Genomic DNA, 25,723 nt, shown 5'->3' with positions numbered 1-25,723 from the left:
GGCGGAGGGTGATTGAGGGGGGCAATCCCCCTCCGGCGTTATCCACCCGTCAGCGGCCTCAGGCCACCGCCACCCGCAGCCGCAGCCCGATCGCTGCGCCCCGGCCGCGCGCCCACTCCGGCCCGTCTTCCAGTGCCATGTCGGCGCGCCAGCCTTCGCCGCCCAGCACGGGGCGTGCGTCTATGTTTCCGGCGGTGGCTTCCACCAGCCGGATGGCGGCGAGCTGGCTTTCCGCTTCGCCTTTCAGGATCAGCAGAAACACCCATGACATGCTCGTCGTCTGGTCTGCGAGGTGGCGGCCCGTCATTTTGGAGACGTCCGGCACGGGGGCCATGGAGTGGATCAGCATGCGCAGCCCCGGCCCTCCGCCCATATCGCCTTCGCCCAGTTCCACCGGGGATTGCAGGGCTTCCGCCAGCCGGTTCTTCAGCTGGGAAAGGGCTTCGGCTGCGATCATGCGACCTCCTTCTTCAGTTCATTCTTCAAGATCTTGCCGTTGGCGTTGCGCGGCAGCGGCTGGTGGCGGACGAAGATTTCCACCGGCACCTTGAAACGCGCAAGCCTTTCCGCCGCAAAGGCCTGCAATTCCGCTTCGCCGACCTGCATGTGCGGCTTTGTGGACACGAATGCGACGGGTTCTTCGCCCAGCACATGGTGCGGGCGGCCGACGAGGGCGGCGTCCATCACGGCGGGATGTTCGCACAGCACCCCTTCCACTTCCACGCAATAGATATTCTCGCCGCCGCGAATCAGCATGTCTTTGGCGCGATCGACGATGCTCACGAAGCCTTCCGAATCGATGCGGGCGAGGTCTCCGCTGCGGACCCAGCCGCCGGGGAAGGTTTCGGCGCTGGCTTCCGGCTTGTTCCAATAGGCCTTCACGATGTTGGGGCCGAAGCCGTACAGTTCGCCCACTTCGCCGACCGGCAGCACATTCCCATCGGCATCGCGGATTTCCGCGTCGCACACGGGCACTGCGGGTCCGCAACTGTCTGGCCGGTGAAGATAATCTTCCGCCATATGGTGGCAGAAGGTGGCGCTGGTTTCCGTCATCCCCCAGCCGTTGCCGGGCGCGGAGCCTGCCGCGCCGATCTGCCGCACCAGTTCCGGGGCGGATGGCGCCCCGCCATAGGAAATGGTTTCCAGGCTGGAGAGATCATATTTGTCGCGATCCGGATGGGTCAGGATCTGCCAGGCGATGGTGGGCACGCCACCGGCCGAGGTGATCCGCTCCGCTTCGATCAGGCGCAGCGCGTCTCCGGCATCGAACTTGCGCTGCATCACCAGCCGCGCGCCGCCGACAAGACTGGGGTTCAGGATGGCGTGGCAGCCGGTGGCATGGAAGAAGGGAACGGAGAGCAGCGTGGCCTTTTGAGGCGCGGCGGGGTCCGGCTGCGGCGGCATTTCGCCCCGGCGCAGGAAGCTGCGCGCGCCGGAAAAGGCACCCGACATCACGTTGGAACAGATGTTGCGATGGGTGCCCAGCGCCCCCTTGGGCTTTCCGGTGGTGCCGCTGGTGTAGAAGATGGTCGCGTCATCGTCCGGGTGCAGGAACGGCGCGGGGGTGGGCAGGTCCGGCAGGCTGCCCCATGCGCCGGGCGCGCCGATCACCGCCTCCAGCGAGCCGTCGCCGCTCCGGCTGATCAGCACATGCTGAAGATCGGGCAGCGCGGCCCGGTGCGGGGCGATCCGCTCCCACCGGTCGCCGTCGGCGATCAGCAGCTTAGCGCCCGAATCGGAGAGGCCATATTCCAGTTCCGGGCCCGTCCACCATGCGTTCAGCGGGGTGACGATGGCCCCCAGCAGTTGGCCCGCATAGAAGGCGACGGGCCATTCCGGCACGTTGCGCATGGCGATGGCGACACGATCGCCGCGCCCCACACCCAGCGATTTCAGATGATCCGCCAGCCGCAGCGTAGCGCGGGCGAAGCCTTCGTAACTGACACGTTCCTCCTCGTGCACAAGGAAGATGCGCTCGCCGTGCGCGCGCCCGGCGGCAAAGCAATGTTGCAGTGTGGGCGGCGCATTCTTCCAGCTTCGGGTGGGGCGTCCCTCGATCTCCACCACTTCCATTTCGAACGGCGCGCCGGGTGCCGTCAGCAGGGCATTCGCCTGGGCGATGCTCATCGCCGGCCAAGTCTCAGTCATGTGCAATCCTCCGGCGCTGATCCCAGCAGGCTCCGCGCCCCCTCGCAATCCCCTGAATTGACGGCTAGTGAGCGGCGATGACGAAGCCGCCGCACCTGACGCTGATCGATGGATCGGGCTTCATCTTCCGCGCCTATCACCGTCTGCCGCCGCTGACAGACCCGGAAGGCACGCCGGTGGGGGCCGTGTTCGGCTTCACCTCCATGCTGTGGAACCTGATCGAGGCGGCGCGCAAATCGCCCGAAGATGATTATCTGGCGGTGATTCTGGATGCCGGGAAGCACAGTTTCCGCAACGATCTCTACCCCGAGTATAAGGCGAACCGGCCCGAGCCGCCGGAAGATTTGCGGCCGCAGTTCCCGCTGATCCGCGATGCGGTGAACGCGCTGGGCGTGCCCTGCATCGAAAAGCCGCTGTACGAGGCGGACGACCTGATCGCCTCTTACGCCGAAGCCGCGATTGCCGCGGGCATGACGGTGACGATCGTGAGTTCCGACAAGGATCTGATGCAGCTGATCCGTCCGGGGCTGACGCTGCTGGATACGATGCAGAACAAGCGCTTTTCCGATCCGGAAGTGCTGGAAAAATGGGGTGTCCCGCCCGCCAAGCTGGCCGAGGTGCTGGCGCTGATGGGGGACAGCGTGGACAATGTGCCGGGTGTGCCCGGCGTGGGGCCGAAAACGGCGGCCGATCTGGTGAACCAATATGGCGATCTGGAAGGCGTGCTGGCCGCGATTCCAGAGATCAAGCGCCCGAAGCTGCGCGAGAATCTGGAACTGCACGCCGAGGCCGCGCGGCTGAGCCGGGTGCTGGTGGAGTTGAAGCGCGACCTGCCGCTGGAGCCGCCGCTGGACGCGCTGAAGCTGGACGACAATCAGGATCGGGACAAGCTGGCCCCCTTCCTTGCGAAACACGGCTTCCGCACCCTGCTGGCGAAGCTGGGCGAACAGGGCCGCGCGGCAGCGGCGACCATCGCGAAGCCGAAGGACGAGGAGGATGAGGGCGCGCCCGACGTGCCCTTCGATCTGGACGCCTATGAATGTGTGACCAGCACAGAGCGGCTCAACTGGTGGCTGGATGAGGCACGGCGGTTGGGCAAGGTGGCGTTCGACACCGAGACCAGCAGCCTTGATGCCGTGTCCGCCGATCTGGTGGGCTTTTCGCTGGCTCTGCAGCCGGGGAAGGCCTGTTATGTGCCGCTCGCCCATGTCTCCGGCGAGGGACTTCTGGCGGAGCCGGTGGATCAGCTCTCTGCCACAGACGCCCTGCCGCTGCTGAAACCGCTGCTGGAAGATGCGGGCGTTCTGAAGATCGGCCAGAATCTGAAATATGACATGCTGGTGCTGGCCAGCCATGGCATCAGCATCGCCCCGTTCGACGATACCATGCTGCTGTCTTACGCGCTCTCCGCCGGGCTGCACGGGCATGGCATGGACGAGCTTTCGGAAAAGCTGCTGGGCCACACGCCGATCAGCTTCAAGGATGTGGCGGGCAGCGGCAAGGCGCAGCTGAGCTTCGCGCAGGTGCCGCTGGACAAGGCCACCCGTTATGCCGCCGAAGATGCGGACGTGACGTTCCGCCTGTGGCAGAAGCTGAAGCCCCGGCTGTGGCGGGAAAAAGTCACCCGCACCTATGAATGGCAGGATCGGCCGCTGGTGCCGGTGCTGGCGCGCATGGAAGGCCATGGCGTGAAGGTGGACCGGGTGGAACTGGCCCGTATGTCCACCGAATTCGCGGGCGAGATGGCCCGGCTGGAGGGCGAGGTGCACGCCATCGCCGGGCAGCCCTTCGCGCTGGGCAGCCCCAAGCAGCTTGGGGAAATCCTGTTCGACAAGCTGGGTCTGCCCGGCGGCAAGAAGGGCAAGACCGGGCAATATTCCACCGACGTGACGGAGCTGGAGCGGCTGGCCGCGCTGGACCTGCCCGGCACCGAACTCGCGCGCAAACTGCTGGACTGGCGGCAGGTTTCCAAGCTGCGCTCCACCTACACAGAGGCGCTGCAGCAGCAGATCAACCCGCAAACCGGCCGCGTGCACACCAGTTTCTCGATGGCGGTGGCGGCGACGGGGCGGCTGGCCTCCACCGATCCCAACTTGCAGAATATCCCCATCCGCACCGCCATGGGCCGCCGCATCCGCGACGCCTTCGTGGCGGAGCCGGGCAATGTGATCCTCTCGGCGGATTACAACCAGATCGAGTTGCGGCTGATGGCGCACATCGCCGACGTACCGGAACTGAAAGAGGCCTATGCCAGCGGGCAGGACATCCACGCGCTGACGGCGCGGCAGGTGTTCGGGCTGGCAGCGGACGCGCCCGTCGATCGGGACCTGCGCGGCCGTGCGAAAACCATCAACTTCTCCATCATCTATGGCATTTCCGCCTTCGGCCTTGCCCAGCGGCTGGGGATTTCGCGCGGCGAAGCGCAGGAATTCATCGAACGCTATCTCGATCGCTATCACGGCATCCGCCGCTACATGGCGGAAACGGTGGCGAAGGTGCGCGAGGATGCCTTCGTGACGACTCTCTACGGGCGGCGCATCAACGTGCCCGGAATCCGATCCAAGGTGCAATCCGAACGCGGCGGCGCGGAGCGGGCCGCCATCAACGCGCCGGTGCAGGGCACCGCGGCCGACATCATCAAGCGCGCGATGATCCGCATGGAGGCGGCACTTGCCGAGGCTGGCTTGACGGGCACGCGCATGCTGCTTCAGGTGCACGACGAACTGGTGTTCGAAGCCCCCGAATCGGAAGCCGAAACGGCCAAAGGGGTTATCCGCACCGTCATGGAATCCGCCGCCGGTCCGGCGCTCGCGCTCAGCGTTCCGCTGGGGGTTGAAGTCGGCACCGGGGCCAATTGGGGAGCTGCCCATTGAAGCCTGTGTTCGCGATTGCCGCCCCCCTTGCGCTTGCGCTGTTGGCGGGCTGCGCCTCCTCCTCTGTGGCGCAAACGCCCGTGGCTGAGCCTGCGCCGCCTCCGCCCCCCCCGCCGGTGGCGCAACCGGCGGCCCCTGCGCCCGCGCCAGTGCCCGGCCCCACCCAGCAGGCCCCGGTACTGCCGCTGAACAACGCCGTTTCCTACATCTGCGACGATGGGCAGAAGGCCACGACAGACTGGGATCGCGCCGCCGGGGTGCTGCGGGTGATCCGTGGCGGTGAAACGCTGGTTCTGCAGGAACAGGTGGGCTACAAGCCGCCGCGCTTCGTGTTGGGGGCCAGCCGGCTGGATCTGGATGGCGAAACCGCCACAATCTATCGCGGCGTCACCCGCAATGCCGAGCGCGTGGCCACCTGCCACGCCATTCCCGATGCCCCGCGCAACGGGCTGATCTGGGGCACGCTGACCAAGCTGGACCGTATGGCGCTGGTGCCCGGCACCAAGGCCCGCGTGCTGCTGGTGGATGCCGCCCGCGCGGATGCGCCCGCCACGGAAATCGCCTCCACCAGCCTTGTGACCAGCGGCAATCAGGTGCCGCTGAATTTCCGCATCGCCTATGATGTGGATCGGGTGACCCCGCGCGGCCAGACCTATCGGCTGCAAGCCCGGATCGAGGGGCCGGACGGCAAGCTGCAATATATCACCGACACGGCGACCTTCGTGCTGGAAACGGCCGAGCCGCAGCAACCGGTGGAGCTGATGCTGGTCCGCGCCGGCGGCCAGTAACCGGCGCCTATTATGACGGGCCTTCACGGCTGGCTGGTGGTCGATAAGCCCATCGGCCCCACCAGCGCGCAGGTTGTCGGCAAGCTGAAATGGGCGCTGCGCCACGGTGGCCATGGAAAGCCGAAAATCGGGCAGTCCGGGTCGGGCCAATTGAAAATTGGCCATGGCGGCACGCTGGACCCGCTGGCGTCCGGCGTGCTCCCCATCGCGCTGGGCGAGGCGACCAAGCTGTCCGGCTATCTGCTGAACGGGCCGAAGGCCTATCGCTTCACGATTCGCTTCGGCACCGCCACCAGCACCGACGATGCCGAAGGCGAAGTGGTGGCGGAAAGCCCGGTGCGCCCCGATTCGGCGGCGATTCAGGCGATGTTGCCGCGCTTCACCGGCCCAATCCGCCAGCGCCCGCCTGCCTATTCCGCGCTGAAGGTGGATGGCGAACGGGCCTATGCGCTGGCCCGCGCGGGCGAAACGGTGGAACTGGCAGAGCGCGAGCTTGTGATCCACAGCCTCAAGCTGGTGGAAGCCGATGCGGACAGCGCCACGCTGGATGTGCATTGCTCCAAGGGCACCTATGTGCGCAGTCTCGCGCGCGATCTTGCGCTGGCGCTGGGCACGGTGGGGCATGTCCGCCTGTTGCGTCGCACGGCGGCCGGTCCGTTCACGCTGGATCAGGCCGTTTCGCTGGACAAATGCGTGGAACTCGTGCAAGGGCCCGCGCCTGAACAGGCCCTTTTGCCGCTGACAGCCGGACTGGACGACATCCCGGTCCTCGCTGTCGACCCTCAGGAAGCCGCTGCACTGAAGCAAGGGCAGCGCATTCTGAGGCCCCGTGGAAATCCCGGCCAATATCTCGCAACCCTCGGGCCTGTTCCGGTTGCGCTGGTCGAGATTTTGCAAGGCGACGTGAAAGTCGTGAGGGGATTCAACTTGTAAGTAGGAGATCCACGATGTCGATCACTGTTGAACAAAAGGCCGCCGTCATTGCCGAACACGCCCGCGAAGCCGGCGACACCGGCAGCCCGGAAGTGCAAGTCGCCATCCTGACCGCGCGCATCCAGAATCTGACCGAGCATTTCAAGACCCACGCGAAAGACAACCACTCGCGTCGCGGCCTGCTGATGCTGGTGAACAACCGCCGCTCGCTTCTCGATTATCTGAAGCGCAAGGATGCAGCCCGCTATCAGGCGCTGATCGCCAAGCTGGGCCTGCGTAAGTAATTCGGCAAGGGCGCCCCGAAAGGGCGCCCTTCCTGTAACCGGCCCGGCGTATCCGGGATTTCCGGCGCTGATGCGCCGCCCCGTTTCATCCGGGGCAAGTCCGAGGCTCCTGAATGGTTCAGGAGCCTCATGTCCGAACTGCCTCTGGCACTGGGTCAGGGGCTTGAGAAAGCATATTGATGTTTACCATTGCCAAGCAATCCATCGAATGGGGCGGCCGCACGCTGACGCTTGAAACCGGCAAGGTCGCCCGTCAGGCCGACGGGGCCGTGATGGCCACCTACGGGGAAACCGTGGTGCTGTGCGCCGTGACCGCCGCGAAGTCGGTGAAGGAAGGCCAGGATTTCTTCCCGCTGACCGTGCATTATCAGGAGAAATTCTCCGCAGCCGGTCGCATTCCGGGCGGCTTCTTCAAGCGCGAACGTGGCGCGACCGAGCATGAAACGCTCACCAGCCGCCTGATCGATCGCCCGGTGCGCCCGCTGTTCCCGGAAGGTTTCTACAACGAAATCAACGTGATCGCACAGGTTCTCAGCTACGATGGCGAGAATGAAGCCGACATCGTGGCGATGATCGCCGCCTCTGCCGCGCTGACGCTCTCCGGCGTGCCCTTCATGGGCCCCATCGCCGCCGCCCGCGTGGGCTTCAAGGATGGCGAATATCAGCTGAACCCCTCCAAGGAGCAGCTTAAGGAAGGCCGCCTCGACCTCGTCGTCGCCGGCACGCATGACGCGGTGATGATGGTGGAATCCGAAGCGCAGGAGCTTTCGGAAGACGAGATGCTGGGCGCTGTGATGTTCGCCCACACGTCGATCCAGCCGGTGATCAAGGCCATCATCGGCCTCGCCGAAAAGGCTGCGAAAGAGCCTCGGGACCTGAAGATCGCCGACGACACCGAGATGCTCGCCACGATCCGCAAGGCTGTCGGCAAGGATATCGCCGCCGCCTACAAGATCACGCAAAAGGCCGCGCGCGTCGCCGCGCTGGCAGACGCCAAGGCGAAGGCCAAGCCGCTCTATGCCGATGCAGACGCCGCCACCCAGCAGAAGGCCGGCAAACTGTTCAAGAAGCTGGAAGGCGAAATCGTCCGTGGCGCGATCCTGAAGGACGGCAGCCGCATCGACGGCCGCGACACCAAGACCATCCGCCCGATCCTCGGCGAAGTCGGCTTCCTGCCGCGCACGCACGGGTCCGCGCTGTTCACGCGCGGCGAAACGCAGGCCATCGTCACCACGACGCTGGGCACCGCCGACGCCGAGCAGATGATCGACGGTCTGGATGGCCTGAAGTATGAACGCTTCATGCTGCACTACAACTTCCCGCCCTATTCGGTCGGTGAAGTGGGCCGCTTCGGTGCGCCGGGCCGCCGCGAAGTGGGCCATGGCAAGCTGGCATGGCGCGCCATCCACCCGATGCTGCCGGGCAAGGACGAGTTCCCCTACACCATCCGCCTCCTGTCGGACATCACCGAGTCCAACGGCTCGTCCTCGATGGCGACGGTGTGCGGCGGTTCGCTGGCGCTGATGGATGCGGGCGTTCCGCTGAAGCGCCCGGTGGCGGGCATCGCCATGGGCCTGATCCTCGAAGGCAAGGACTTCGCCGTTCTGTCCGACATTCTGGGTGACGAAGATCATCTGGGCGACATGGACTTCAAGGTGGCTGGCACCAGCGAAGGCATCACGTCCCTGCAGATGGACATCAAGATCGCCGGGATCACCGAAGAGATCATGAAGGTCGCGCTGGCTCAGGCGAAGGACGGCCGCGCCCATATTCTGGGCGAAATGGCCAAGGCCATCACCGAAACCCGCACGGAAATGTCCGCCCACGCGCCGCGCATCGAAACGATGAGCGTGCCCAAGGACAAGATCCGCGACATCATCGGCACCGGCGGCAAGGTGATCCGCGAAATCGTGGCAACCACGGGCGCGAAGGTGGACATCGAAGACGATGGCACGGTGAAGATCGCCTCCGCCGATCTCGACAAGATCGAAGCCGCCCGCCAGTGGATCATCGGCATCATCGCCGAGCCGGAAATCGGCAAGATCTACACCGGCAAGGTCGTCGGCATGCCGGAATTCGGCGCCTTCGTGAACTTCCTGGGTGCCAAGGACGGCCTCGTCCACATCTCGGAAATCAAGAACGAGCGCGTGCAGAAGGTCTCCGACGTCCTCACCGAAGGCCAGCAGGTCAAGGTGAAGGTGATCGGCGTCGACGATCGCGGCAAGGTGAAGCTCTCCATGCGCCTCGTCGATCAGGAAACCGGCGAAGAACTGGCCGACACCCGCCCCCCGCGCGAACCGCGTGAAGGCGGCGAACGCTCCGACCGTGGTCCGCGTCGCGATGGCGACCGCGGCCCGCGCCGGGACGGTGACCGTGGCCCCCGCCGTGATGGCGGCCGGGATCGGGGTGATCGCGGCCCGCGCCGCGAACGCTCCGAGCCGGAAGGCGACGGCTCGCTGCCGGCCTTCCTGACCGGGAACGACGACTGATATCTGGCGCTATGCGCTGAGGAAGGGGGGCCTTGTGCCCCCCTTTTTTATGCACCGCGTTTTTTGCCTCCGGCGGGCAGGGAGCCGTGCTCCCTGCACCCACATTTGTAGGTTCATCGGTTAGGTGTGCGGGCGGTTGGTTTGATTGCCTGCGGCGCTTTGGGGCGTGCCTCACGAACCTCCTCACATCGCCCCGGACTTGATCCGGGGTCCCGCTTTTCTGCTCCAGCATTGCCGAAGAACAGCTGGACCCCGGATCAAGTCCGGGGTGCCTGTTGTTGGGGGAGGATGATGGTTGTTGCCTGCGGCGCTTTTCGTTGCGCTTATGGGAATATCAGCGGATTAGGCCCCGCGGTGACACCCCTATCCTACTCTCCCCTTGGCACGGGGGAGAGCGCTCCGCAGCGCCGCAGGCAATGAAATCTGATCACTCACACGGCGCGACGGGTGGGCCGCAACGCAAAATTAGAGGGTGCAGGGAAATCATTTCCCTGCCGGGATGAAGGGGCGGAGCCCCTTCAAAACCACGAACCTGCGCCCCCCCCCCTCACCGCACCTCGTCGAACCAGCCCAGCCGTCGCAGGGCGTGCTTTTCCACCTCCAGCAGCAGCATGATGCCCACCCCGATGGCGAGGATCAGCGCGCCGTCCGCCAGCGAGAGGGGGCGGGTATCGAAGATGTCGTGCATGGGCGGCCAGTAGGTAAACAGCAGCTGCGCGACCACGACGGCGGCGATGGCGGCGAGCACGGCGGGGGTGCCCTGCACGCCGCGCCATGTGATGGATTGCGCATGCAGGTAGCGGACGTTGAACAGGTAGAAGGTCTCCCCCACGATCAGCATGTTGACGACCATGGTGCGCGCCGTTTGCAGATCCTCTCCGTTCCTCAGCGACCAGTGGAACACGCCCAGCGCCGCAGCGGCGAGCAGGGTGGAAACGATCACCACGCGCCACAGCAGGAAGGGGGAGAGCAGGCCCGCGTCCGGCTTGCGGGGCGGCCGGTTCATCACCCCGGGTTCCGGCGGTTCGAAGGCGAGGACGAGGCCCAGCGTGACGGTGAGCACAAGGTTGATCCACAGGATCTGCGTCGCCGTCATCGGCAAGGTGAAGCCTGCGGCGATGGCGATCACCACGGCCAGCGTCTCGCCGCCGTTGGTGGGGATCGTCCACGAAATCACCTTGCGGATATTGTCGTGCACGGTGCGGCCTTCGTGCACGGCGGAGACGATGGAGGCGAAATTGTCGTCCAGCAACACCATGTCGGCGGCTTCCTTGGCCGCCTCGGTGCCCTTGTGGCCCATGGCGGTGCCGACATCGGCCTGTTTCAGCGAGGGCGCGTCGTTCACGCCGTCGCCCGTCATGGCGACGATGGCGCCCCGCGCCTGCAACGCGCGGACGATGCGCAGCTTATGCTCGGGGCTGGTGCGGGCGAACACGGAAACGGCGGCGGCGAAGGGGATCAGCTCCTCGTCTGACAGCGCATCGATCTCCGCGCCGGTCGCCACCTGCGGGTCATCCGCGAGGCCGATCTGGTTGGCGATGGCGAGTGCGGTGGCCTTGTGATCGCCGGTGATCATCTTCACCGCGATTCCCGCCGCGCGGCATTCGGCGATGGCGGCGACAGCCTCATCACGCGGGGGATCTATGAAGCCGACGAGGCCGAGGAAGTCGATTCCCCGATCCAGATCGGTGAAGGCCAGCCGGTCCGGCGCGACGGGAAGATGCTTCGCGGCGAAGCCCAGCACCCGCTCGCCGAGAGAGGCGGCTTCGGCGATCCGGGGTTCCCAGAAATCCGCGCTTGCGCCCGTCATGGCGAGCAGTGCTTCGGGCGCGCCCTTCACCAACAGCAGCGCGCCGCCGTCGGGCGCGCGGTGCAGGGTGGCCATGAAACGATAGGCGGCGTCGAAGGGGATGGTGTCGATGCGCGGCCATTCGGCGCGCACATGATCCGGGGAGAGGCCCGCCTTCATCGCCAGCGCCACCAGCGCGCCCTCCATCGGGTCTCCATCGACATGCCAGAGGCTGTTTTGTTCGTGCAGCAGCGAATCGCCGCACAACAGGCCGCAGCGGATGAGCCCGGATGCAGCGGCCAGCGCACCTGCATCATCGTCATGGCCGATGGCTGCGAAACTGCCCAGCGGCGCATAGCCCGAACCGCTCACCTCCAGCCGGTGATCCGGCAAGTGCAGGTGCCGCGCCGTCATCTCGTTGCGGGTGAGCGTGCCTGTTTTATCTGTGCAGATCACCGAGGTTGCGCCCAGCGTTTCCACGGCGGGCAGCTTGCGGATCACCGCCTTGCGCGCCGCCATGCGCTGCACGCCGATCGCCAGCGTGATGGTGATCACGGCAGGCAGGCCTTCCGGCACCACGCCCACCGCCAGCGCCACCACGGCGATCAGCGCCTCTGTCCACTCAAAATCGCGCGCCAGCACGGCGAAGGCGAACAGCAACACAGAGCCCGCCAGCACGAACCATGTGAAGCGCCGGGCGAAGCGGTCGATCTGCCGCAACAACGGGGTGGAAACACTCTCCACCTGTTGCAACATCGCACTGATGCGGCCGATTTCGGTGTGCACGCCGGTTTTCACCACCACGGCCTTCGCCTGCCCGGTGGCGATCAACGTGCCGGAAAAGCCCATGTTGGAACGGTCGCCGATGGACGCATCCGCCGCCACCGCCTGCTCCTGTTTCTCCGACGTAACCGATTCCCCCGTCAGCAGCGCCTCGTCGATGCTCAACCCGCGCGCATGCAGGATGCGGACATCGGCAGGCACCCTGTCGCCCGCCTCCAGAAGCACGATGTCGCCGGGCACCAGCCCCTCCACCGGCAGGGATTGCCGATGGCCATCGCGCAGCACATGCGCATGCGGCGCGATCAGCCCGCGAATGGCGTTCAGCGCCCGCTCCGCCTTGCCCTCTTGCAGGAAGCCGACAATGGCGTTCACCAGCACCACCGCCAGAATCACCGCGGCATCAATCGGATGCCCCAGAACCGTCGCCCCCGCAGCGGCCGCCAGCAGGAAATAGATCAGCGCACTGTTGAACTGCGCCAGAAACCGCCGCAGCGGATGCACCCCGCGCGACACCGGCAGACTGTTCGGCCCATGCACACCCAGCCGCGCCGCCGCCTCCGCGCCGCTCAACCCGCCGATATCGGCCTGCAACCTTGCAAGAACCTCATAGTCCGGCAGCCCATGCCAGGGCGTGTCGGCCTCGATGCCCATGTTCGTCTCCCTGTCTCGCAGTCAGCGCCGGTTTGAATGGCGGAACGCCGAGCCAGCAGTGACGGCAAGGATGGGGGAGGGCGTTGATCCGTGTCAACCTTGCAACAATTGGCGGAATGTTGCGGTTGCCATAATGTCAGCGGATCCGGCCCGGCCGGGGCGAACCGTCATATCCCGCTATTCTGCCAGAAACCGCCCATACCAATCCAGTTCCCGCGCCACCCGGTCCACGCGGTAGGCAGGCACCGTCAGCCCGTGGTTTTCGCCGGGGTAGATCACCAGCCGTGTGGGGATATTCAGGGATTTCAGCGCCTGGAACATCTGCTGGCTGCCGGAGCAGGGGACGTTGCTGTCGGCTTCGGCGCAGAGGTAAAGCGTTGGGGTCTGGATGCGGTCGGCTTCGAAGAAGGGGTAGCTGAGTTTCCGCCAGAGCTCGGAGTTTTCCCATGGGCGGCCCAGTTCCAGTTCGTAATCGCGGCTGTACTGATCCACACCATAGCCGCCGAGGAAGTTGCCCATTCCAGCGCCGCTGACGGCGGCGCGGATGCGTGGATCGCGGGCGATCAGATAGTTGGTGAGGATGCCGCCATAGCTCCAGCCGCCGACACCGATGCGGGCCGGGTCTGCAATGCCGGTGGCGATCAGATGGTCGATACCGGTGCGCACATCGTTGACGTCGGCATTGCCCCAGTCCGCCATCTGTGCGCGGGCGAAGGCCTCGCCCCGGCCGGAGGACCCGCGCGGGTTGGGGGCCAGCACGGCGTATCCGCGCGCGGCGAAGGCCTGCCAGTCGGCCATGAATTCGTGGGACCATTGCCAGACGGGGCCGCCGTGCAGCCGCACGATCAGCGGCAGCGGCTGGCCTTCGCGGTGATCGGGCGGCAGCATCAGCAGGCCGTGGATTTCGGCGTCTCCGCTGGCCCACGAGACGGGGCGGGTTTCCGCGATCTGCCGCTCGGCGAGCCATTCATTGTGGCTGGCGAGCAGCCGCTTCGGCGCGTCCAGCGCCCAGAGCGCGGGCGGTGCGGCGCTGCCCCCCAGCAGCACCGCCACGCGCGGCCCGTGGCTGGCGAACTCCACGGCGGTGGCGTCGGCGGGCGTGAGGTAGCTGATGTCGCCGGTGTCGGGGCGGATGGCGGCGAGGCGAGTCGCCCTGTCCTCCTCCACCAGCGCGAGAATCTGCCCGTCCGCCGTCCAGCGCGGGGCATAGACCCAGCGGTCCGCCGGGCCGGGTTCGCTGAGGTCGCCGCTGTCGAGATCGGCGACCACCAGCCGGAACGGGCTGTACCATGTGAGGCGTTCGTCGCCCGCGCGCACCCATGCCAGCCGCCGGGAATCCGGGGACCATGAAGGTCGCCCGGCTTCGAAATCCGGGTCCGCGTCAGCGCCTTCGTGGCGGCTCAGCCGCCGCGCTTCGCCGCCAGCGGCGGGCATCACATAGACGTCCGAGCAATAGCGCCGGTCCGCGTCCGCGCAGCGCTTGGAGACGAAGGCGATCCAGTGGCCATCGGGGGACCAGCTGGGCAGCCAATGGTCGTAATCGCCGCTCGTCAGCAGCCGTGCCGCGCCGTCGGCCAGCGACACCAGCGCCAGATGCGAACGGCGAGCGTCCAGCCAGCCCGCGCCATCCTGCCGGTTCTGGAAACGGTCCACCACGATCGGCGGCTCGGGGCCATCGGCGGGATATTCCGGCGCGCCGGTCTCCACCGTCACCACCGCCTGCCGCCCGTCTGGCGAGAGGCTGTAGTCGCCGATGCCGCCGGGGATGCGCGTCAGCTGGCGGGCGCGGCCGCCTTTCAGCGGCATGGCCCATAGCTGCACGCTGCCGTCTGCCGCGCCGTCCGACAGGAAGGCGACCCGCCCGCCCGCCAGTGGCTGCGGCATCCATTCGCTGCGGTCCCGGCTGTTCGTCAGCCGCCGCTTCCCGCCCGCCCAACCCGCAGCCCACAGGTCGCTCTGCGCGCGGGCGGGGGTGTCCGTGGCGGTTACGGAATAGAGCAGCTCTCCGCCGTCCGCCGTGAAGGCGGGTTCGCCGAGCACCACCAGCCGGGCGACATCGGCGGCTTCGAACGGTCGCCCCGCGTCGGCCGCGACGCAAGGCGCGGCTAGCGCAAGGGCCAGAAGGATGGCGCGCAGCCGCCCGTTCTTCCGAACAGCCTTCAGAACAGGATCACGCTCCGGATGCTCTCGCCCTTGTGCATCAGGTCGAACGCCTTGTTGATCTCGTCCAGCGGCAACACATGGGTGATCATCGGGTCGATCTCGATCTTGCCGTTCATATACCAATCGATGATTTTCGGCACGTCCGTCCGGCCCTTGGCGCCGCCAAAGGCCGTGCCCTTCCACACCCGGCCCGTCACCAGCTGGAACGGGCGGGTGGAGATTTCCTTGCCCGCTTCGGCCACGCCGATGATGATGGATTCACCCCAGCCCCGGTGGCAGCATTCCAGCGCGGTGCGCATCACTTCGGTGTTGCCGGTGCAATCGAAGCTGTAATCCGCGCCGCCGTCCGTCAGTTCCAGCAGCTTCGCCACCGTGTCTTCGCGGGACATCCCCTTGCTGTTCAGGAAATGCGTCATGCCGAACTTGCGGCCCCACGCCTCGCGGTCGGGGTTGATGTCCACGCCGATGATGCGATCTGCGCCGACCATCTTCGCGCCCTGAATCACGTTCAGGCCGATGCCGCCCAGCCCGAACACCACCACATTGTTGCCCACCTGCACCTTGGCGGTGTTCACCACCGCGCCCACGCCCGTGGTCACGCCGCAACCGACATAGCAGCTGGACTGGAACGGCGCGTCCTCGCGGATTTTCGCCACGGCGATTTCCGGCAGCACCGTGTAGTTCGAAAAGGTGGAGCAGCCCATATAATGGAAGATCGGCTGGCCCTTATAGGAAAAGCGCGTGGTGCCGTCCGGCATCAGCCCCTTGCCCTGCGTGGCGCGGATGGCGGTGCAAAGGTTGGTCTTGCCAGACAGGCAGCTTTTGCACTGGCGGCATTCCGGCGTGTAGAGCGGGATCACATGGTCGCCCGGCTTCACGCTGGTGACGCCCGCGCCCACTTCCACCACCACGCCCGCGCCTTCATGGCCAAGGATGGAGGGGAAGATGCCCTCGCTGTCCAGACCGTCCAGCGTGTAGGCATCGGTGTGGCACACGCCCGTCGCCTTGATTTCCACCATCACTTCGCCGGGCTTCGGACCTTCCAGATCCACCTCGACGATTTCCAGCGGCTTTTTGGCTTCGAATGCGACGGCAGCACGTGTCTTCATGGGTATTGGCCTCCAGTTCCCTCGCCGATACCCCGGCGATGGCCGCGGGATCAACCGTCGGAAAAGCCGAAGGGCGCGCTGGTGCGGCGGTAATCGTCCGGCAGCACGTCACGGCCGATGGGCGGGGCCGCGCGGGAGGTGCAGTCGGCGCGATGGCACAGGCGGCAGCTGATGCCGATGGGCGTCGCCATGGCGGGGCCGGGCGCGTTGGCGGCGCGGGTGTAGATCAGCCGGTCCGCATGCTCCTCCGCGCAGACCAGCGCGATGGCGCGTTCCGCGCGCGGGGTGCCGAAGCCGCCGATCCCCTGCGTGACGGTGCGGGCAACGGAGAAAAAGCGTTGCCCATCCGGCAGTTCGATCCATTGCGTGACGATCTGGCGCGGGGTGCGGAACACCTGATGCACCGTCCACAGGGGACAGCCGCCGCCATGGCGGGCGAAGGGGAAGCCCGCGCCATCCAGCCGCTTGGAGACATTGCCCGCCTGATCCACCCGCAGGAAGAAAAAGGGCACCCGTTCATGCCCCGGCTTTTGTAGCGTGGTCAGCCGGTGCGCGGCCTGTTCGAAGCTGGCCCCGAACTGGCGGCCCAGCGCCTCCACATCATAATGGCGGCTGTCGGCGGCGCGGGCGAAGGCCGTGTAGGGCATCTGGATCGCGGCCGCCGCATAGCTGGCGAGCGCGCGGTGCGTCAGCCGCCGCCCATTGTCGGTTTCGAACTGGCCGCCCTGCAACTGGGCCTCGATGTCCGATCGCAGCTCCAGATAGGCGAGTTGCAGCGCCAGCTGGAAATTCTGGCTGGCGCTGTCCATCTGATCGTCCAGCTGCACTTCGCGGCCATGATGGTTCAGGCGGCGGATCGCCCCCATCATCACGTCGGCCGGCAGGCGGCGCACGCGCAAGCCATGCCGCGCGCGCAGATAGCCTTGCAGTCCGTCCGCCTGCGCGATGGTGGCGGCCAGCCGCTCGGCCGCGTCGTCCAGCGCGGGGAAGCAGTTGCGCCGCGCCGCAAGGAAGCGGCGGGATTCGGCCACCGGGTCCGGCGGCTCGCCGCCGGTGGGCCCCTCGCGCTCGACGCTGCGGTCGGCCAGCGCCAGCTGCTCCTCGCGCCAGGCGGTGTGCAGGCGCAGCAGCGCTTCGGCAAAGCCGGGGTAGTTGGCGGCCACGTCCGCCGCTTCCATCGCGGGCAAGTCGATATCGGCGAAGATCGGGTCTTTCAGCACCGCCGACAGCCGCGATTGCTGCTCTGCCCCGCCGTCGCCGGCCAGCCGGGCGATATCCAGATCATAGGTCTGCGCCAGCCGGATCAGCAGATCGGCGGTCAGCGGCCGCTGGTTGCGCTCCAGCAGGGCGACGTAAGAGGGCGAGATGTCCAGATCGGCGGCCATATTGGCCTGTGTGAGGCCCAGATCGCGGCGCATGCGGCGCAGGCGGGGGCCGATATATCTGCTGTCCTGCGCCATGGTGCGCATCCTTACAACATTACACGCCAAATTTGTAAAGTCTTACAGCTGAACGAAACAGCGGTTCAGTGCGGCGGTCGGGCGGCCGTAAAGGGCGTGGTCAAAGTTCAGCCGGCAAATTCAGCCGGGCCGAAGGAGCCATCAAGATGACGACCTACTCGCAAGCCATCGCCGAAACGCAGAAGCTGATCGCCTCCAAGGGCGGCACCTGGGATGGCATCAGCGCCGAATCGGTCGCCCGGATGCAGCTGCAGAACCGCTTCAACACCGGCCTCGATATCGCCCGCTACACCGCCGCCATCATGCGCCGCGACATGGCCGCCTATGATGCCGATCCGGCGCAATACACCCAGTCGCTCGGCTGCTGGCACGGCTTCATCGGCCAGCAGAAGCTGATCGCCATCAAGAAGCATTTCGGCTCCACCAAGCGCCGCTACCTCTATCTCTCGGGCTGGATGGTCGCCGCGCTGCGGTCCGATTTCGGGCCGCTGCCGGATCAATCCATGCACGAAAAGACCAGCGTGCCCGCGCTGATCGAGGAGCTTTACACCTTCCTGAAGCAGGCCGACGCGCGCGAACTGGGCATGATGTTCCGCGATCTGGACAAGGCCCGCGCCGCCGGCGACACGGCCAAAGAAAAGGTGCTGCTGGACGCCATCGACAATTATGAAACCCATGTGGTGCCGATCATCGCCGACATCGACGCCGGGTTCGGCAACGCGGAAGCGACCTATCTGCTGGCGAAGAAGATGATCGAAGCGGGTGCCTGCGCGCTGCAGATCGAAAATCAGGTGTCCGATGAAAAGCAGTGCGGCCACCAGGACGGCAAGGTGACGGTGCCGCACGAGGACTTCCTCGCCAAGGTGCGCGCCTGCCGCTACGCCTTCCTCGAACTCGGCATCGAAGACGGCGTCGTTGTCACCCGCACCGATTCGCTGGGCGCGGGGCTGACGAAGCAGATCGCCTATTCCAAAGAACCGGGCGACATCGGCGACCAGTATAACAGCTTCCTCGATTGCGAAGAGATCGACCCGGCGACCGCCCGCAACGGCGACGTGGTGCTGAACCGCAACGGCAAGCTGCTGCGCCCGAAGCGCCTGCCCTCCAACCTGTTCCAGTTCCGCGAAGGCACGGGTGCAGACCGCTGCGTGCTGGACTGCATCAACAGCCTGCAAAACGGCGCGGACCTGCTGTGGATCGAAACGGAAAAGCCCCACATCGAGCAGATCGCTTCGATGGTGGACCGCATCCGCGAAGTGATCCCCAACGCCAAGCTGGTCTACAACAACTCGCCCAGCTTCAACTGGACGCTGAACTTCCGCCAGCAGGTGTTCGACGCATGGGCCGCCGAGGGCAAGGACGTGTCGGCCTATGACCGCGCCAATCTGATGAGCGTGATCTACGACCAGACCGACCTTGCCGCCGAAGCCGACGAGCGGATTCGCACCTTCCAGCGCGATGCGGCGGCGCGCGCCGGCATCTTCCACCACCTGATCACGCTGCCCACCTATCACACGGCCGCGCTGAGCACGGACAACCTCGCCCGCGAATATTTCGGCGAGCAAGGCATGCTGGGCTATGTGAAGGGCGTGCAGCGCGCGGAAATCCGCCAGGGCATCGCCTGCGTGAAGCACCAGAACATGTCCGGCTCGGACATCGGCGACGATCACAAGGAATATTTCGCCGGGGAAGCCGCGCTGAAGGCCGGCGGCGTGCACAACACCATGGGTCAGTTTGCCTGACGTTCGTCAGGCGGCGGGCCAGTTCGCCTGACCTGACCACCTACTTCCGGGGAGGGAAGGGAGAGCCGGTGCCTTTGGGCATCGGCTCTTTCCATTTGGGCGGGGTTCTCCCCGCCCCCTGAAAACCAAAAGGGCCGGAGGTTTCCCCCCGGCCCGGCTGGTTCAATCGACCATCTGTGCAACCAGCCGGCGCAGGTCGCGGCGGCTGAGCAGAGGTCGGTCTGTGCGCTTTGCGGCAAGTGGCGGTGCAAGGCGCGGCCCGGCGATGGCCGGGCGGATCGTTTCGATATGCATAAATCCTTTAAGCGGCGCTTTTTCACGCCTGTTCTGTTGGTTACTGAAATCAGCGGCGGAAATTGCCCTTTCTGGGGCCTCCGCCACCGCCGCCGGCCGTCTTCTCACGGAAGATGATCCGGCCTTTCTCGAGGTCGTAGGGCGTCATTTCCACGATCACCCTGTCACCGGCCACGGATCGGATGCGGAATTTCCGCATCTTGCCCGCCGTGTAGGCGATGATCCGATGGTCATTCTCCAGCCGGACGGCAAAACGGCCGTCGGGCAGCACTTCCTCGATTTCACCATCGAGTTGCAGAAGTTCTTCCTTGGCCATGGCCTTGCCCCTTTCAAATGCGGGACTCAGCGCCGAAGGAGCAGGCTCCCCCGGACAGGCCCGGCTGCGATTAACGATGAAAGGAAGTCTGAAGCGCCGTGCCCTTTACCCGGATAGGGGGGCCTGAAAGGCGGCCCGAAAAGGGAGTTGGCGGTCCGTCGGCTTCGTCCCAGCGACGTCGATGTGCCCCAGATGGGGATGAAATCGACCAAATGCAAGGGGGCGGCTGGAATCGGCCACGCGCGCGGTCTAGACGGATGCCCATGCGCCTTCTTCCCTTGCTCGCAGTTTTCACCATGGCCCCGCTCGCCGCCTGCGGGCAGGTGGAGGAAGCCGTCGATTCCGCGCCGGTCGCCGCCGGGCTGGTCGCGCGCACGCTGTGCACCGCGATCTTCGTGCAGGGCCGTCCGGAAGAGGATGTCCGCCCCTATGAACTCGGCCCGTCGCTCAGCCCGCAGCTGGAGATGTTCAAGGCAGAGGTGGATCGCGAAAAGGGCGAAGTGACGGCAGGGCCGGGCGGCATGAATTTCATGACGGCCGGGCATACGCCGGGCCTTGGCTGCGCGGTGGCACGCCCGGGCGAAGGCGCGGGACAGCCGGTGAAGCTCACGCCCGATCCCCGGCCATGGCCGCAGGGCGATTCGCTGTCCGCGAAGCCGCCCGCGATTCCGGATGCGAAGGGGTTGGATCTTGCCATCGCCGATGCCTTTCGGCCGGGCAGCTATGGCAATCCGGCGGTCGATCCGGTCACCCGCTCCATCGTGATCATCCATCAGGGCAAGCTGCTGCGCGCCGTCAGCGCGCGGGGCTTCACCAATCTGACTCCGCAATATTCCGCCTCTATGGCGAAAACCGTGTCCGCCGCGCTGGTGGGAATATTGGCAGCCGAAGGCAAGCTGACTGCGGCAGACACGGACCTGCTGCCCGAATGGCGCAAGAATTCCGCCGATCCGCGCCGCGCCATCAGCATCGACAATCTGCTGAACATGGAATCCGGCCTCGATTTCAACGAGGATTATGGCCCGGGCGGAGACCCGGCGCGCATGCTCTATGCCGAAAACAGCGCCGCGCTGTTTGCAGCCGCCAAGCCCCGGCGCGACGCGCCCGGCAGCCGCTGGTATTATTCCAGTGGAGACACCAACATCCTGATGCGGGTGGCCCGGCTGAAATCCGGCCTGCCCGACGATGCATGGGACCGCTTCCCGCGCACCGCCCTGTTCGAACCGATGAACCTGCGCACCGCCCTGTTCGAACAGGACGCCAACGGCGATTTCATCGGCTCCACCTTCCTGTTCATGGGCGCGCTGGACTGGGCGCGCTTCGGGCTGATGCTGGCCGATGGCGGCCAGTTCGAAGGCAAACAGATCGTGCCGGCGGACTGGGTCGCCCGCATGTCCACCCCCACCGCGCTGTCAGAGGGGCGTTACTCCACCCAGACATGGTTCCGCGGCGGCGTGCCGGGGCAGAAGGCCCGCACGCTGGAGCTGGCGGGTTTCGCAGGCCAATATGTGACGATCGTACCGGAAACCCGCACCGTGATCGTCCGTCTTGGCTTCCAGCCGGACCGCTCCGCGTGGGATCAGCAGCGCTTTCTGGAACGGGTATTCAAATCGCTGGGCGTGACCGCACCTGCGGAGAACCGGAAGACCGATTAGCGCGGGCGGACGATCGTGATGCCGTAAGGGCGCGGGACAATCAGTTTCCCGGCACGGGCCCCAACGGCAGTGCCTCCGGCCTTACCGCCCCAAAGCCTCCACCCGCAGCCCGACCCAAAGGGTGCGGGGGGTGCCCAGATCCAGCGAGCCGCCGACGTTTCGGGTGAAGACGTTCGCGTCGAACAAATTCTCCGCACGGGCGTAGAGCGAGACGCCTGTCGTCAGGGGCAGCTGGCCGAACAGGTCCAGCGTGGTGGCGGCGGGCAGGCTGTCGGTTTGCAGATCGTCTTCATATTGCCGCCCGGTGTGGCGCAGCGTGGCGGAAAGGGTTGTGCCTTCGGCAGGTCGCCAGCCCGCAGTGGCGGAGAGCATCAGCTCCGGCGTTTGCGCCGGGCGCAGGCCGTCCATGGCCGTGCCGTCTGCGCGGACGCGGCTGTGGGTGAGGGCGAGGCTGCCGGAGAGGTCGAACGCGCCGAACGCCAGGGTGCCGGTGGCTTCCAGCCCGCGCGCGTGGATCGCCTCCACGTTGCGCCGCTGGCGCAGATTGGGGGCGATGGTGACGTTGGCGATGGCGTCTTTCAGCCGGTTGTCGAAGGCGGTCAGCGCCAGCCGCATTGTGGGCAGCGGCTGAAATTCCACCCCGGCTTCGATCCCCTGCAGTACCTCGGGCTTCAGCGCGGCGTTGGCCTGCGTGGTGACGGGGAACACCACGAACGGGCGATAGAGCTCGTTCAGCGTGGGCAGCCGGTGGTTGCTATAGGCGGCGGCGCGCAGGCTGAGCGCGCCGGTCGCGTGCCACAGCAGCCCGGCGCGCCCGCTCAGCCGCCAATCCTGCCGGTTGGCGAATTGTTCGGATTGGGTCGGCACGCCTGCGGCGTTGTGGCTTTCATAATGGCCGTCGCGGATCGCCCAATGGTCCAGCCGCGCGCCGCCCGTCAGCACCAGCTCGCCCAGAGTCCAATCGTCCTCGGCGAACAGCCCGGCGGACAGCTGCTGCCCGCCCGCCTGTCTCCGTGCGGTGATAGCGCCGGTGGAACCGTTGAACGCGGTTTCGAACATGGTGCCGTCCGCCCAGCGCAGGTCTGCGCCCAGCCGCAGCAGCTGATCGCCGCCCATGGGCGGGCGCAGTTCCAGCTTGCCGCCCAACCCGGTCGCGGGGGTGTTGCGCTGATCCAGCGTGGGCCGGAAGGTGGTGGAGGAGATGACGATGTTGCGGAAGTTGCGCGCCTGCACATAGGCCAGCGCCTCCACCTCCCACGGCCCGCGCGCGATCAGCCGCAGGCTGGCGTCCTGCCCTTCGCTGCCGGAATCAGCGCCTTTGAAACGCAGGGTCCGCTCGTCGCGGAACAGCAGCACCCGCGCCTGAAGTTCGGCGGCGCCCAACGGCACGACAGCCCGGCCGCTAAGGCTCCAGCCTTCGTTGGCCGCCCGGGCGGAAGCTGGCACGCGCTGATCCTTGGGCGTGGTCCAGAAGCCGTCGGAGCGGTCCCATCGGCCGGAGAGACTGACGTAGCCGCCGCCCAGATCGGCCGTCAGCCCCGCCTGCACACCGGTCGAGCCATGGCTGCCACCCTCCGCCTGCGCCGCCAGATCTGGAAGCTGGCCGAGCGTGGCGCTCATCAGCTCGATGGTGCCCGCAACCGCCCCGGCGGCGAACGCGCCGGAGCCGCCGCCCCGCGTGACGCGCACGGCCCCCAGCCGTTCGGGTGACAGGGCGGTGAAGGGGATATGGCCGAAGAAGGGGTCTGCCACGGGCACGCCGTCCAGCGTGACCAGCGTGCGACTGGCGGCGTTGCCGCCCAGCGCGCGCAGCGTCGCCCCTTGTGCGGAGGGGTTGGCGGAGCGGCTGTCCGAACGGCGGAACTGCTGGAATCCGGCGACATCCAGCAGGCCGGTTTCCAGCCGCCCGGCCTCGCGCAGCCGCTCCGCGTCGATCAGCACCGAACCATAGGCCGGCACGCCGGGGCCTGCGGGCAGCCCGCGCCCCAGCACCAATATGTCTGCCTCCTGCGCCAGAACCGGCGCTGCCACCAGCAGCGCCGTGGCAACGCCCGCGATCCTCAAGCGATGCGCTGCTTCACATAGCGGCCGGGGGCGGGTTCGATGGCCGGGAAGCCCTTGGCCTTGCCGGGCACGCGGGCCTTCACCTTCGCGCCGGAGCGGGGCGCGATCCACGCGATCCAGTCCGGCCACCAGCTGCCTTTCACTTCGCCGGCGGCTTGCTGGAACGCCTCCACCGTATCCGGCGTGGGCACGCCCTCGGGCAGGATCCAGTGCTGGTATTTCTGTGCCACGGGCGGGTTCACCACGCCGGCGATATGGCCGGAGCCGGCCAGCATGAAGCGATGCTCGCCGGAGAAAGCGGTGGTCAGCTTGAAGCAGCTTTTCAAGGGCGCGATATGATCGTCCCGCCCGGCTTGAATATAAGCCGGGGTCTGCACCGTCTTCAGGTCGATCGGCACGCCCTTCACGCTGATCTCGCCGGGACGGATCAGCAAATTGTCGCGATAGAGGCCCGTCAGATACTCGTTCATGAAACGGCCGGGCACGTTCGTGGGATCGGAATTCCAATAGAGCAGGTCGAAGGCGCTATAATCCTTTCCCTGCAGATAGTTGTTCACCACATAATTCCACAGCAGGTCTGTGGGGCGCAGCATGTTGAAGGTGGTGGCCAGCCAGCGGCCGTCCAGAAAGCCGTCTTTCGCGGCCAGTTGATTGACCGTTTCCAGCATGGGCGGGGTGACGAAATTCAGCAGGTCTCCGGCCTCGGAAAACTCCACCTGCGCCGTGAAGAAGGTGGCGGAGCGCACCTTTTCCGCCTGCCCGGTGGCCGTCATATAAGCGAGCGTGGCGGCCAGCACGGTGCCCGCCACGCAATAGCCGATCACATGCGTGGCCGGCGCGCCGGAGGCTTTCAGCACCAGATCGATGGCCTGAAGCTCGCCCTCCACGGCATAATCCTCCAGCCCCACGTCGCGCAGCGCTTCCGAGCCTTGCGCCCATGACACGACATAGACGGACAGCCCCTGTTCGGTGGCCCAGCGGATGAAGCTCTTCTCGGCGGTCAGGTCCAGAATATAGAATTTGTTGATCCACGGCGGGATGATCAGCAGCGGGATTTCAAACACCTGCTCTGTCAGCGGAGCGTAATGGATCAGCTGGAACAGCCGCCCTTCCCAGATCACCTGCCCCGGCGTGGCGGCAACATTGCGGCCCACCTCGAAGGCGGTTTCGTCCGTCATGCTCATCTTGCCGCGCTTCAGATCGTCGAGCAGGTGGCGCAGGCCCTTCAACAGGCTTTCGCCATCGGTTGCCTGCGCAGCGGCGATCACGTCGGGGTTCAGCGTGGCGAAATTGGCCGGGCTCATCGCATCGACGAACTGCTTCGCCTGAAAGGCCAGCCGCTTGCGCTCCTCGTCGCTCAGGCCCTGAAAGCTGCCCAGCCCCTCCGTCAGATAATGGCTGGCCAGCAGGTAGGATTTGCGCACCAGATCGAACACCGGGGCGGAATCCCAGCTGTCGCTCTTGAAGCGCTTGTCCTCCGTCAGCACGATCTCCGGCACGGAGTCCGGCTTGCCCAGAAACAGGCCCGCCCACAGCTTCATGGCATCCGTCCAGTAATCGCCCGTCAGCTTCACCAGCTGGGTGGCGTCTGCACCGGCCCATGCCTTGGCCCAGTCTCCCCAGACGTCGATCAGCCGGCCCAGCGAATCCGGCGCGCCCGCTTCGCCCGCCAGCTTGCCGCCTTCGCCTGTCCAGAACTCCAGCATCATCTGCTGGGCCTTGCCCGCCACCTCTGTCACGCGCTCAAACTGCGCGACTGCGTCGGGGCTGTCGCCACCGGCCTTTGCGCCCGCTTTCGCCATCTCTCGTCCCTCTCCAGCGCCCGCTTGTCCCTTAAGGGCCAACTTGGCCCCGCCTGCGCGCTTGCGCAAGCTGCGCAATCCGGCAAAGCGGCTTTGCGAAATCACTTTTTCTGAGGTAAACGGTTTCCAGCCGCCCGCGCATGGGCCGGGATTCGGCGCTTTGGATGGAGCATGTTGATGAGCAGGATGATCGCCATGGGTGCTGTCGCAGCCGCTGCACTCGCATTTGCCGCTTCCGCCTCCGCGCAGACGCCGCCGCCCACCAACGAGGCAACCGGCCTTCCCTATTGCAGCGCCAAGGTGAAGGATCGCTGCATCCAGAAGTCCGACATCAAGAAGGCCGCAGCCAAGGCAGGCTGAGCCGCTCCACCCCGGGGCGG

At 66.3% G+C, this 25,723-nt stretch carries 18 protein-coding genes; 8 read left to right on the top strand and 10 right to left on the bottom strand.

Features of this window, described 5'->3' with window-relative positions; all coding sequences use genetic code 11:
- Positions 1 to 58: 58 nt before the first annotated feature.
- Entirely contained in the window at positions 59 to 457 is a 399-nt protein-coding gene (locus tag FJQ54_RS05730) for a hypothetical protein (protein ID WP_140927456.1), read from the bottom strand.
- On the bottom strand, positions 454 to 2,148 hold the full coding sequence (locus FJQ54_RS05725) for a class I adenylate-forming enzyme family protein (RefSeq protein WP_140927455.1): 1,695 nt from the start codon (positions 2,146 to 2,148) through the stop codon (positions 454 to 456). Before FJQ54_RS05725 ends, FJQ54_RS05730 begins: the two co-directional genes overlap by 4 nt.
- A gap of 77 nt (positions 2,149 to 2,225) precedes the next feature.
- On the opposite strand from FJQ54_RS05725, the gene polA reads away from it, so the two are divergent.
- The 5 genes from polA to pnp all read left to right on the top strand — a co-directional run bounded on the left by polA (position 2,226) and on the right by pnp (position 9,515).
- Entirely contained in the window at positions 2,226 to 5,021 is a 2,796-nt protein-coding gene (gene polA, locus FJQ54_RS05720; protein WP_140927454.1) for a DNA polymerase I, read from the top strand.
- Between the two features lie 5 nt (positions 5,022 to 5,026).
- Entirely contained in the window at positions 5,027 to 5,809 is a 783-nt protein-coding gene (locus tag FJQ54_RS05715; RefSeq protein WP_235890335.1) for a YbaY family lipoprotein, read from the top strand.
- 12 nt (positions 5,810 to 5,821) lie between these two features.
- Positions 5,822 to 6,742: a tRNA pseudouridine(55) synthase TruB gene (gene truB / locus FJQ54_RS05710; protein WP_140927452.1), complete on the top strand. Its 921-nt coding sequence runs from the start codon at positions 5,822 to 5,824 to the stop codon at positions 6,740 to 6,742.
- Positions 6,743 to 6,756: 14 nt separating this feature from the next.
- Positions 6,757 to 7,026, top strand: coding sequence for a 30S ribosomal protein S15 (gene rpsO / locus FJQ54_RS05705; RefSeq protein WP_140927451.1), 270 nt, complete (start codon positions 6,757 to 6,759; stop codon positions 7,024 to 7,026).
- 179 nt (positions 7,027 to 7,205) lie between these two features.
- Positions 7,206 to 9,515, top strand: a complete 2,310-nt coding sequence (gene pnp, locus FJQ54_RS05700) for a polyribonucleotide nucleotidyltransferase (protein ID WP_140927450.1) — start codon at positions 7,206 to 7,208, stop codon at positions 9,513 to 9,515.
- Positions 9,516 to 10,062: 547 nt separating this feature from the next.
- Here pnp and FJQ54_RS05695 read toward each other — a convergent pair.
- The 4 genes from FJQ54_RS05695 to FJQ54_RS05680 all read right to left on the bottom strand — a co-directional run bounded on the left by FJQ54_RS05695 (position 10,063) and on the right by FJQ54_RS05680 (position 17,470).
- Complete coding sequence (locus FJQ54_RS05695; RefSeq protein WP_140927449.1) at positions 10,063 to 12,738, bottom strand: HAD-IC family P-type ATPase; 2,676 nt, start codon at positions 12,736 to 12,738, stop codon at positions 10,063 to 10,065.
- Positions 12,739 to 12,915: 177 nt separating this feature from the next.
- Positions 12,916 to 14,778, bottom strand: a complete 1,863-nt coding sequence (locus FJQ54_RS05690; RefSeq protein WP_207790372.1) for a S9 family peptidase — start codon at positions 14,776 to 14,778, stop codon at positions 12,916 to 12,918.
- A 119-nt stretch (positions 14,779 to 14,897) separates the two neighbouring features.
- Positions 14,898 to 16,010 (bottom strand): S-(hydroxymethyl)glutathione dehydrogenase/class III alcohol dehydrogenase, encoded by a 1,113-nt coding sequence (locus FJQ54_RS05685; RefSeq protein ID WP_140927448.1) that lies wholly within the window; start codon positions 16,008 to 16,010, stop codon positions 14,898 to 14,900.
- Between the two features lie 50 nt (positions 16,011 to 16,060).
- Complete coding sequence (locus tag FJQ54_RS05680) at positions 16,061 to 17,470, bottom strand: helix-turn-helix domain-containing protein (protein ID WP_140927447.1); 1,410 nt, start codon at positions 17,468 to 17,470, stop codon at positions 16,061 to 16,063.
- A gap of 146 nt (positions 17,471 to 17,616) precedes the next feature.
- On the opposite strand from FJQ54_RS05680, the gene FJQ54_RS05675 reads away from it, so the two are divergent.
- Positions 17,617 to 19,212: an isocitrate lyase gene (locus tag FJQ54_RS05675; protein WP_140927446.1), complete on the top strand. Its 1,596-nt coding sequence runs from the start codon at positions 17,617 to 17,619 to the stop codon at positions 19,210 to 19,212.
- Between the two features lie 162 nt (positions 19,213 to 19,374).
- On the opposite strand, the gene FJQ54_RS17920 is transcribed toward FJQ54_RS05675, so the two are convergent.
- Together FJQ54_RS17920 and infA are read right to left on the bottom strand one after the other, a co-directional pair.
- Positions 19,375 to 19,506, bottom strand: a complete 132-nt coding sequence (locus tag FJQ54_RS17920; protein ID WP_268920561.1) for a hypothetical protein — start codon at positions 19,504 to 19,506, stop codon at positions 19,375 to 19,377.
- A 49-nt stretch (positions 19,507 to 19,555) separates the two neighbouring features.
- Entirely contained in the window at positions 19,556 to 19,822 is a 267-nt protein-coding gene (gene infA / locus FJQ54_RS05670; RefSeq protein ID WP_140927445.1) for a translation initiation factor IF-1, read from the bottom strand.
- 263 nt (positions 19,823 to 20,085) lie between these two features.
- Here infA and FJQ54_RS05665 point away from each other — a divergent pair, with 263 nt between their 5' ends.
- Positions 20,086 to 21,477, top strand: a complete 1,392-nt coding sequence (locus FJQ54_RS05665; protein WP_181159993.1) for a serine hydrolase domain-containing protein — start codon at positions 20,086 to 20,088, stop codon at positions 21,475 to 21,477.
- Positions 21,478 to 21,558: 81 nt separating this feature from the next.
- Here the strand turns inward: FJQ54_RS05665 and FJQ54_RS05660 are convergent, their stop codons facing one another.
- Positions 21,559 to 23,541 (bottom strand): TonB-dependent receptor, encoded by a 1,983-nt coding sequence (locus FJQ54_RS05660; protein ID WP_140927443.1) that lies wholly within the window; start codon positions 23,539 to 23,541, stop codon positions 21,559 to 21,561.
- Positions 23,538 to 25,343 (bottom strand): PHA/PHB synthase family protein, encoded by a 1,806-nt coding sequence (locus FJQ54_RS05655; RefSeq protein WP_140927442.1) that lies wholly within the window; start codon positions 25,341 to 25,343, stop codon positions 23,538 to 23,540. The genes FJQ54_RS05660 and FJQ54_RS05655 overlap by 4 nt, the downstream gene beginning before the upstream one ends.
- 177 nt (positions 25,344 to 25,520) lie before the next feature.
- On the opposite strand from FJQ54_RS05655, the gene FJQ54_RS05650 reads away from it, so the two are divergent.
- Positions 25,521 to 25,703 carry a hypothetical protein gene (locus FJQ54_RS05650; protein WP_140927441.1) on the top strand — a complete coding sequence of 61 codons (183 nt, stop codon included), beginning with the start codon at positions 25,521 to 25,523 and terminating at the stop codon, positions 25,701 to 25,703.
- Positions 25,704 to 25,723 lie beyond the last annotated feature (20 nt).

Origin of the sequence: Sandaracinobacter neustonicus (assembly GCF_006385875.1) — a bacterium.
GTDB lineage: Bacteria > Pseudomonadota > Alphaproteobacteria > Sphingomonadales > Sphingomonadaceae > Sandaracinobacteroides > Sandaracinobacteroides neustonicus.
The sequence above is the reverse complement of the archived record's forward strand: the minus strand, read 5'-3'. Positions and strand labels throughout refer to the sequence as shown.

Excerpts from the sequence above, each read along its gene's own strand:
- FJQ54_RS05730 (WP_140927456.1), bottom strand. The coding sequence starts at position 457 with ATGATCGCAGCCGAAGCCCTTTCCCAGCTGAAGAACCGGCTGGCGGAA.
- FJQ54_RS05725 (WP_140927455.1), bottom strand. The coding sequence starts at position 2,148 with ATGACTGAGACTTGGCCGGCGATGAGCATCGCCCAGGCGAATGCCCTG.
- polA (WP_140927454.1), top strand. The coding sequence starts at position 2,226 with ATGACGAAGCCGCCGCACCTGACGCTGATCGATGGATCGGGCTTCATC.
- truB (WP_140927452.1), top strand. The coding sequence starts at position 5,822 with ATGACGGGCCTTCACGGCTGGCTGGTGGTCGATAAGCCCATCGGCCCC.
- rpsO (WP_140927451.1), top strand. The coding sequence starts at position 6,757 with ATGTCGATCACTGTTGAACAAAAGGCCGCCGTCATTGCCGAACACGCC.
- pnp (WP_140927450.1), top strand. The coding sequence starts at position 7,206 with ATGTTTACCATTGCCAAGCAATCCATCGAATGGGGCGGCCGCACGCTG.
- FJQ54_RS05695 (WP_140927449.1), bottom strand. The coding sequence starts at position 12,738 with ATGGGCATCGAGGCCGACACGCCCTGGCATGGGCTGCCGGACTATGAG.
- FJQ54_RS05685 (WP_140927448.1), bottom strand. The coding sequence starts at position 16,010 with ATGAAGACACGTGCTGCCGTCGCATTCGAAGCCAAAAAGCCGCTGGAA.
- FJQ54_RS05680 (WP_140927447.1), bottom strand. The coding sequence starts at position 17,470 with ATGGCGCAGGACAGCAGATATATCGGCCCCCGCCTGCGCCGCATGCGC.
- FJQ54_RS05675 (WP_140927446.1), top strand. The coding sequence starts at position 17,617 with ATGACGACCTACTCGCAAGCCATCGCCGAAACGCAGAAGCTGATCGCC.
- FJQ54_RS17920 (WP_268920561.1), bottom strand. The coding sequence starts at position 19,506 with ATGCATATCGAAACGATCCGCCCGGCCATCGCCGGGCCGCGCCTTGCA.
- infA (WP_140927445.1), bottom strand. The coding sequence starts at position 19,822 with ATGGCCAAGGAAGAACTTCTGCAACTCGATGGTGAAATCGAGGAAGTG.
- FJQ54_RS05665 (WP_181159993.1), top strand. The coding sequence starts at position 20,086 with ATGCGCCTTCTTCCCTTGCTCGCAGTTTTCACCATGGCCCCGCTCGCC.
- FJQ54_RS05655 (WP_140927442.1), bottom strand. The coding sequence starts at position 25,343 with ATGGCGAAAGCGGGCGCAAAGGCCGGTGGCGACAGCCCCGACGCAGTC.
- FJQ54_RS05650 (WP_140927441.1), top strand. The coding sequence starts at position 25,521 with ATGAGCAGGATGATCGCCATGGGTGCTGTCGCAGCCGCTGCACTCGCA.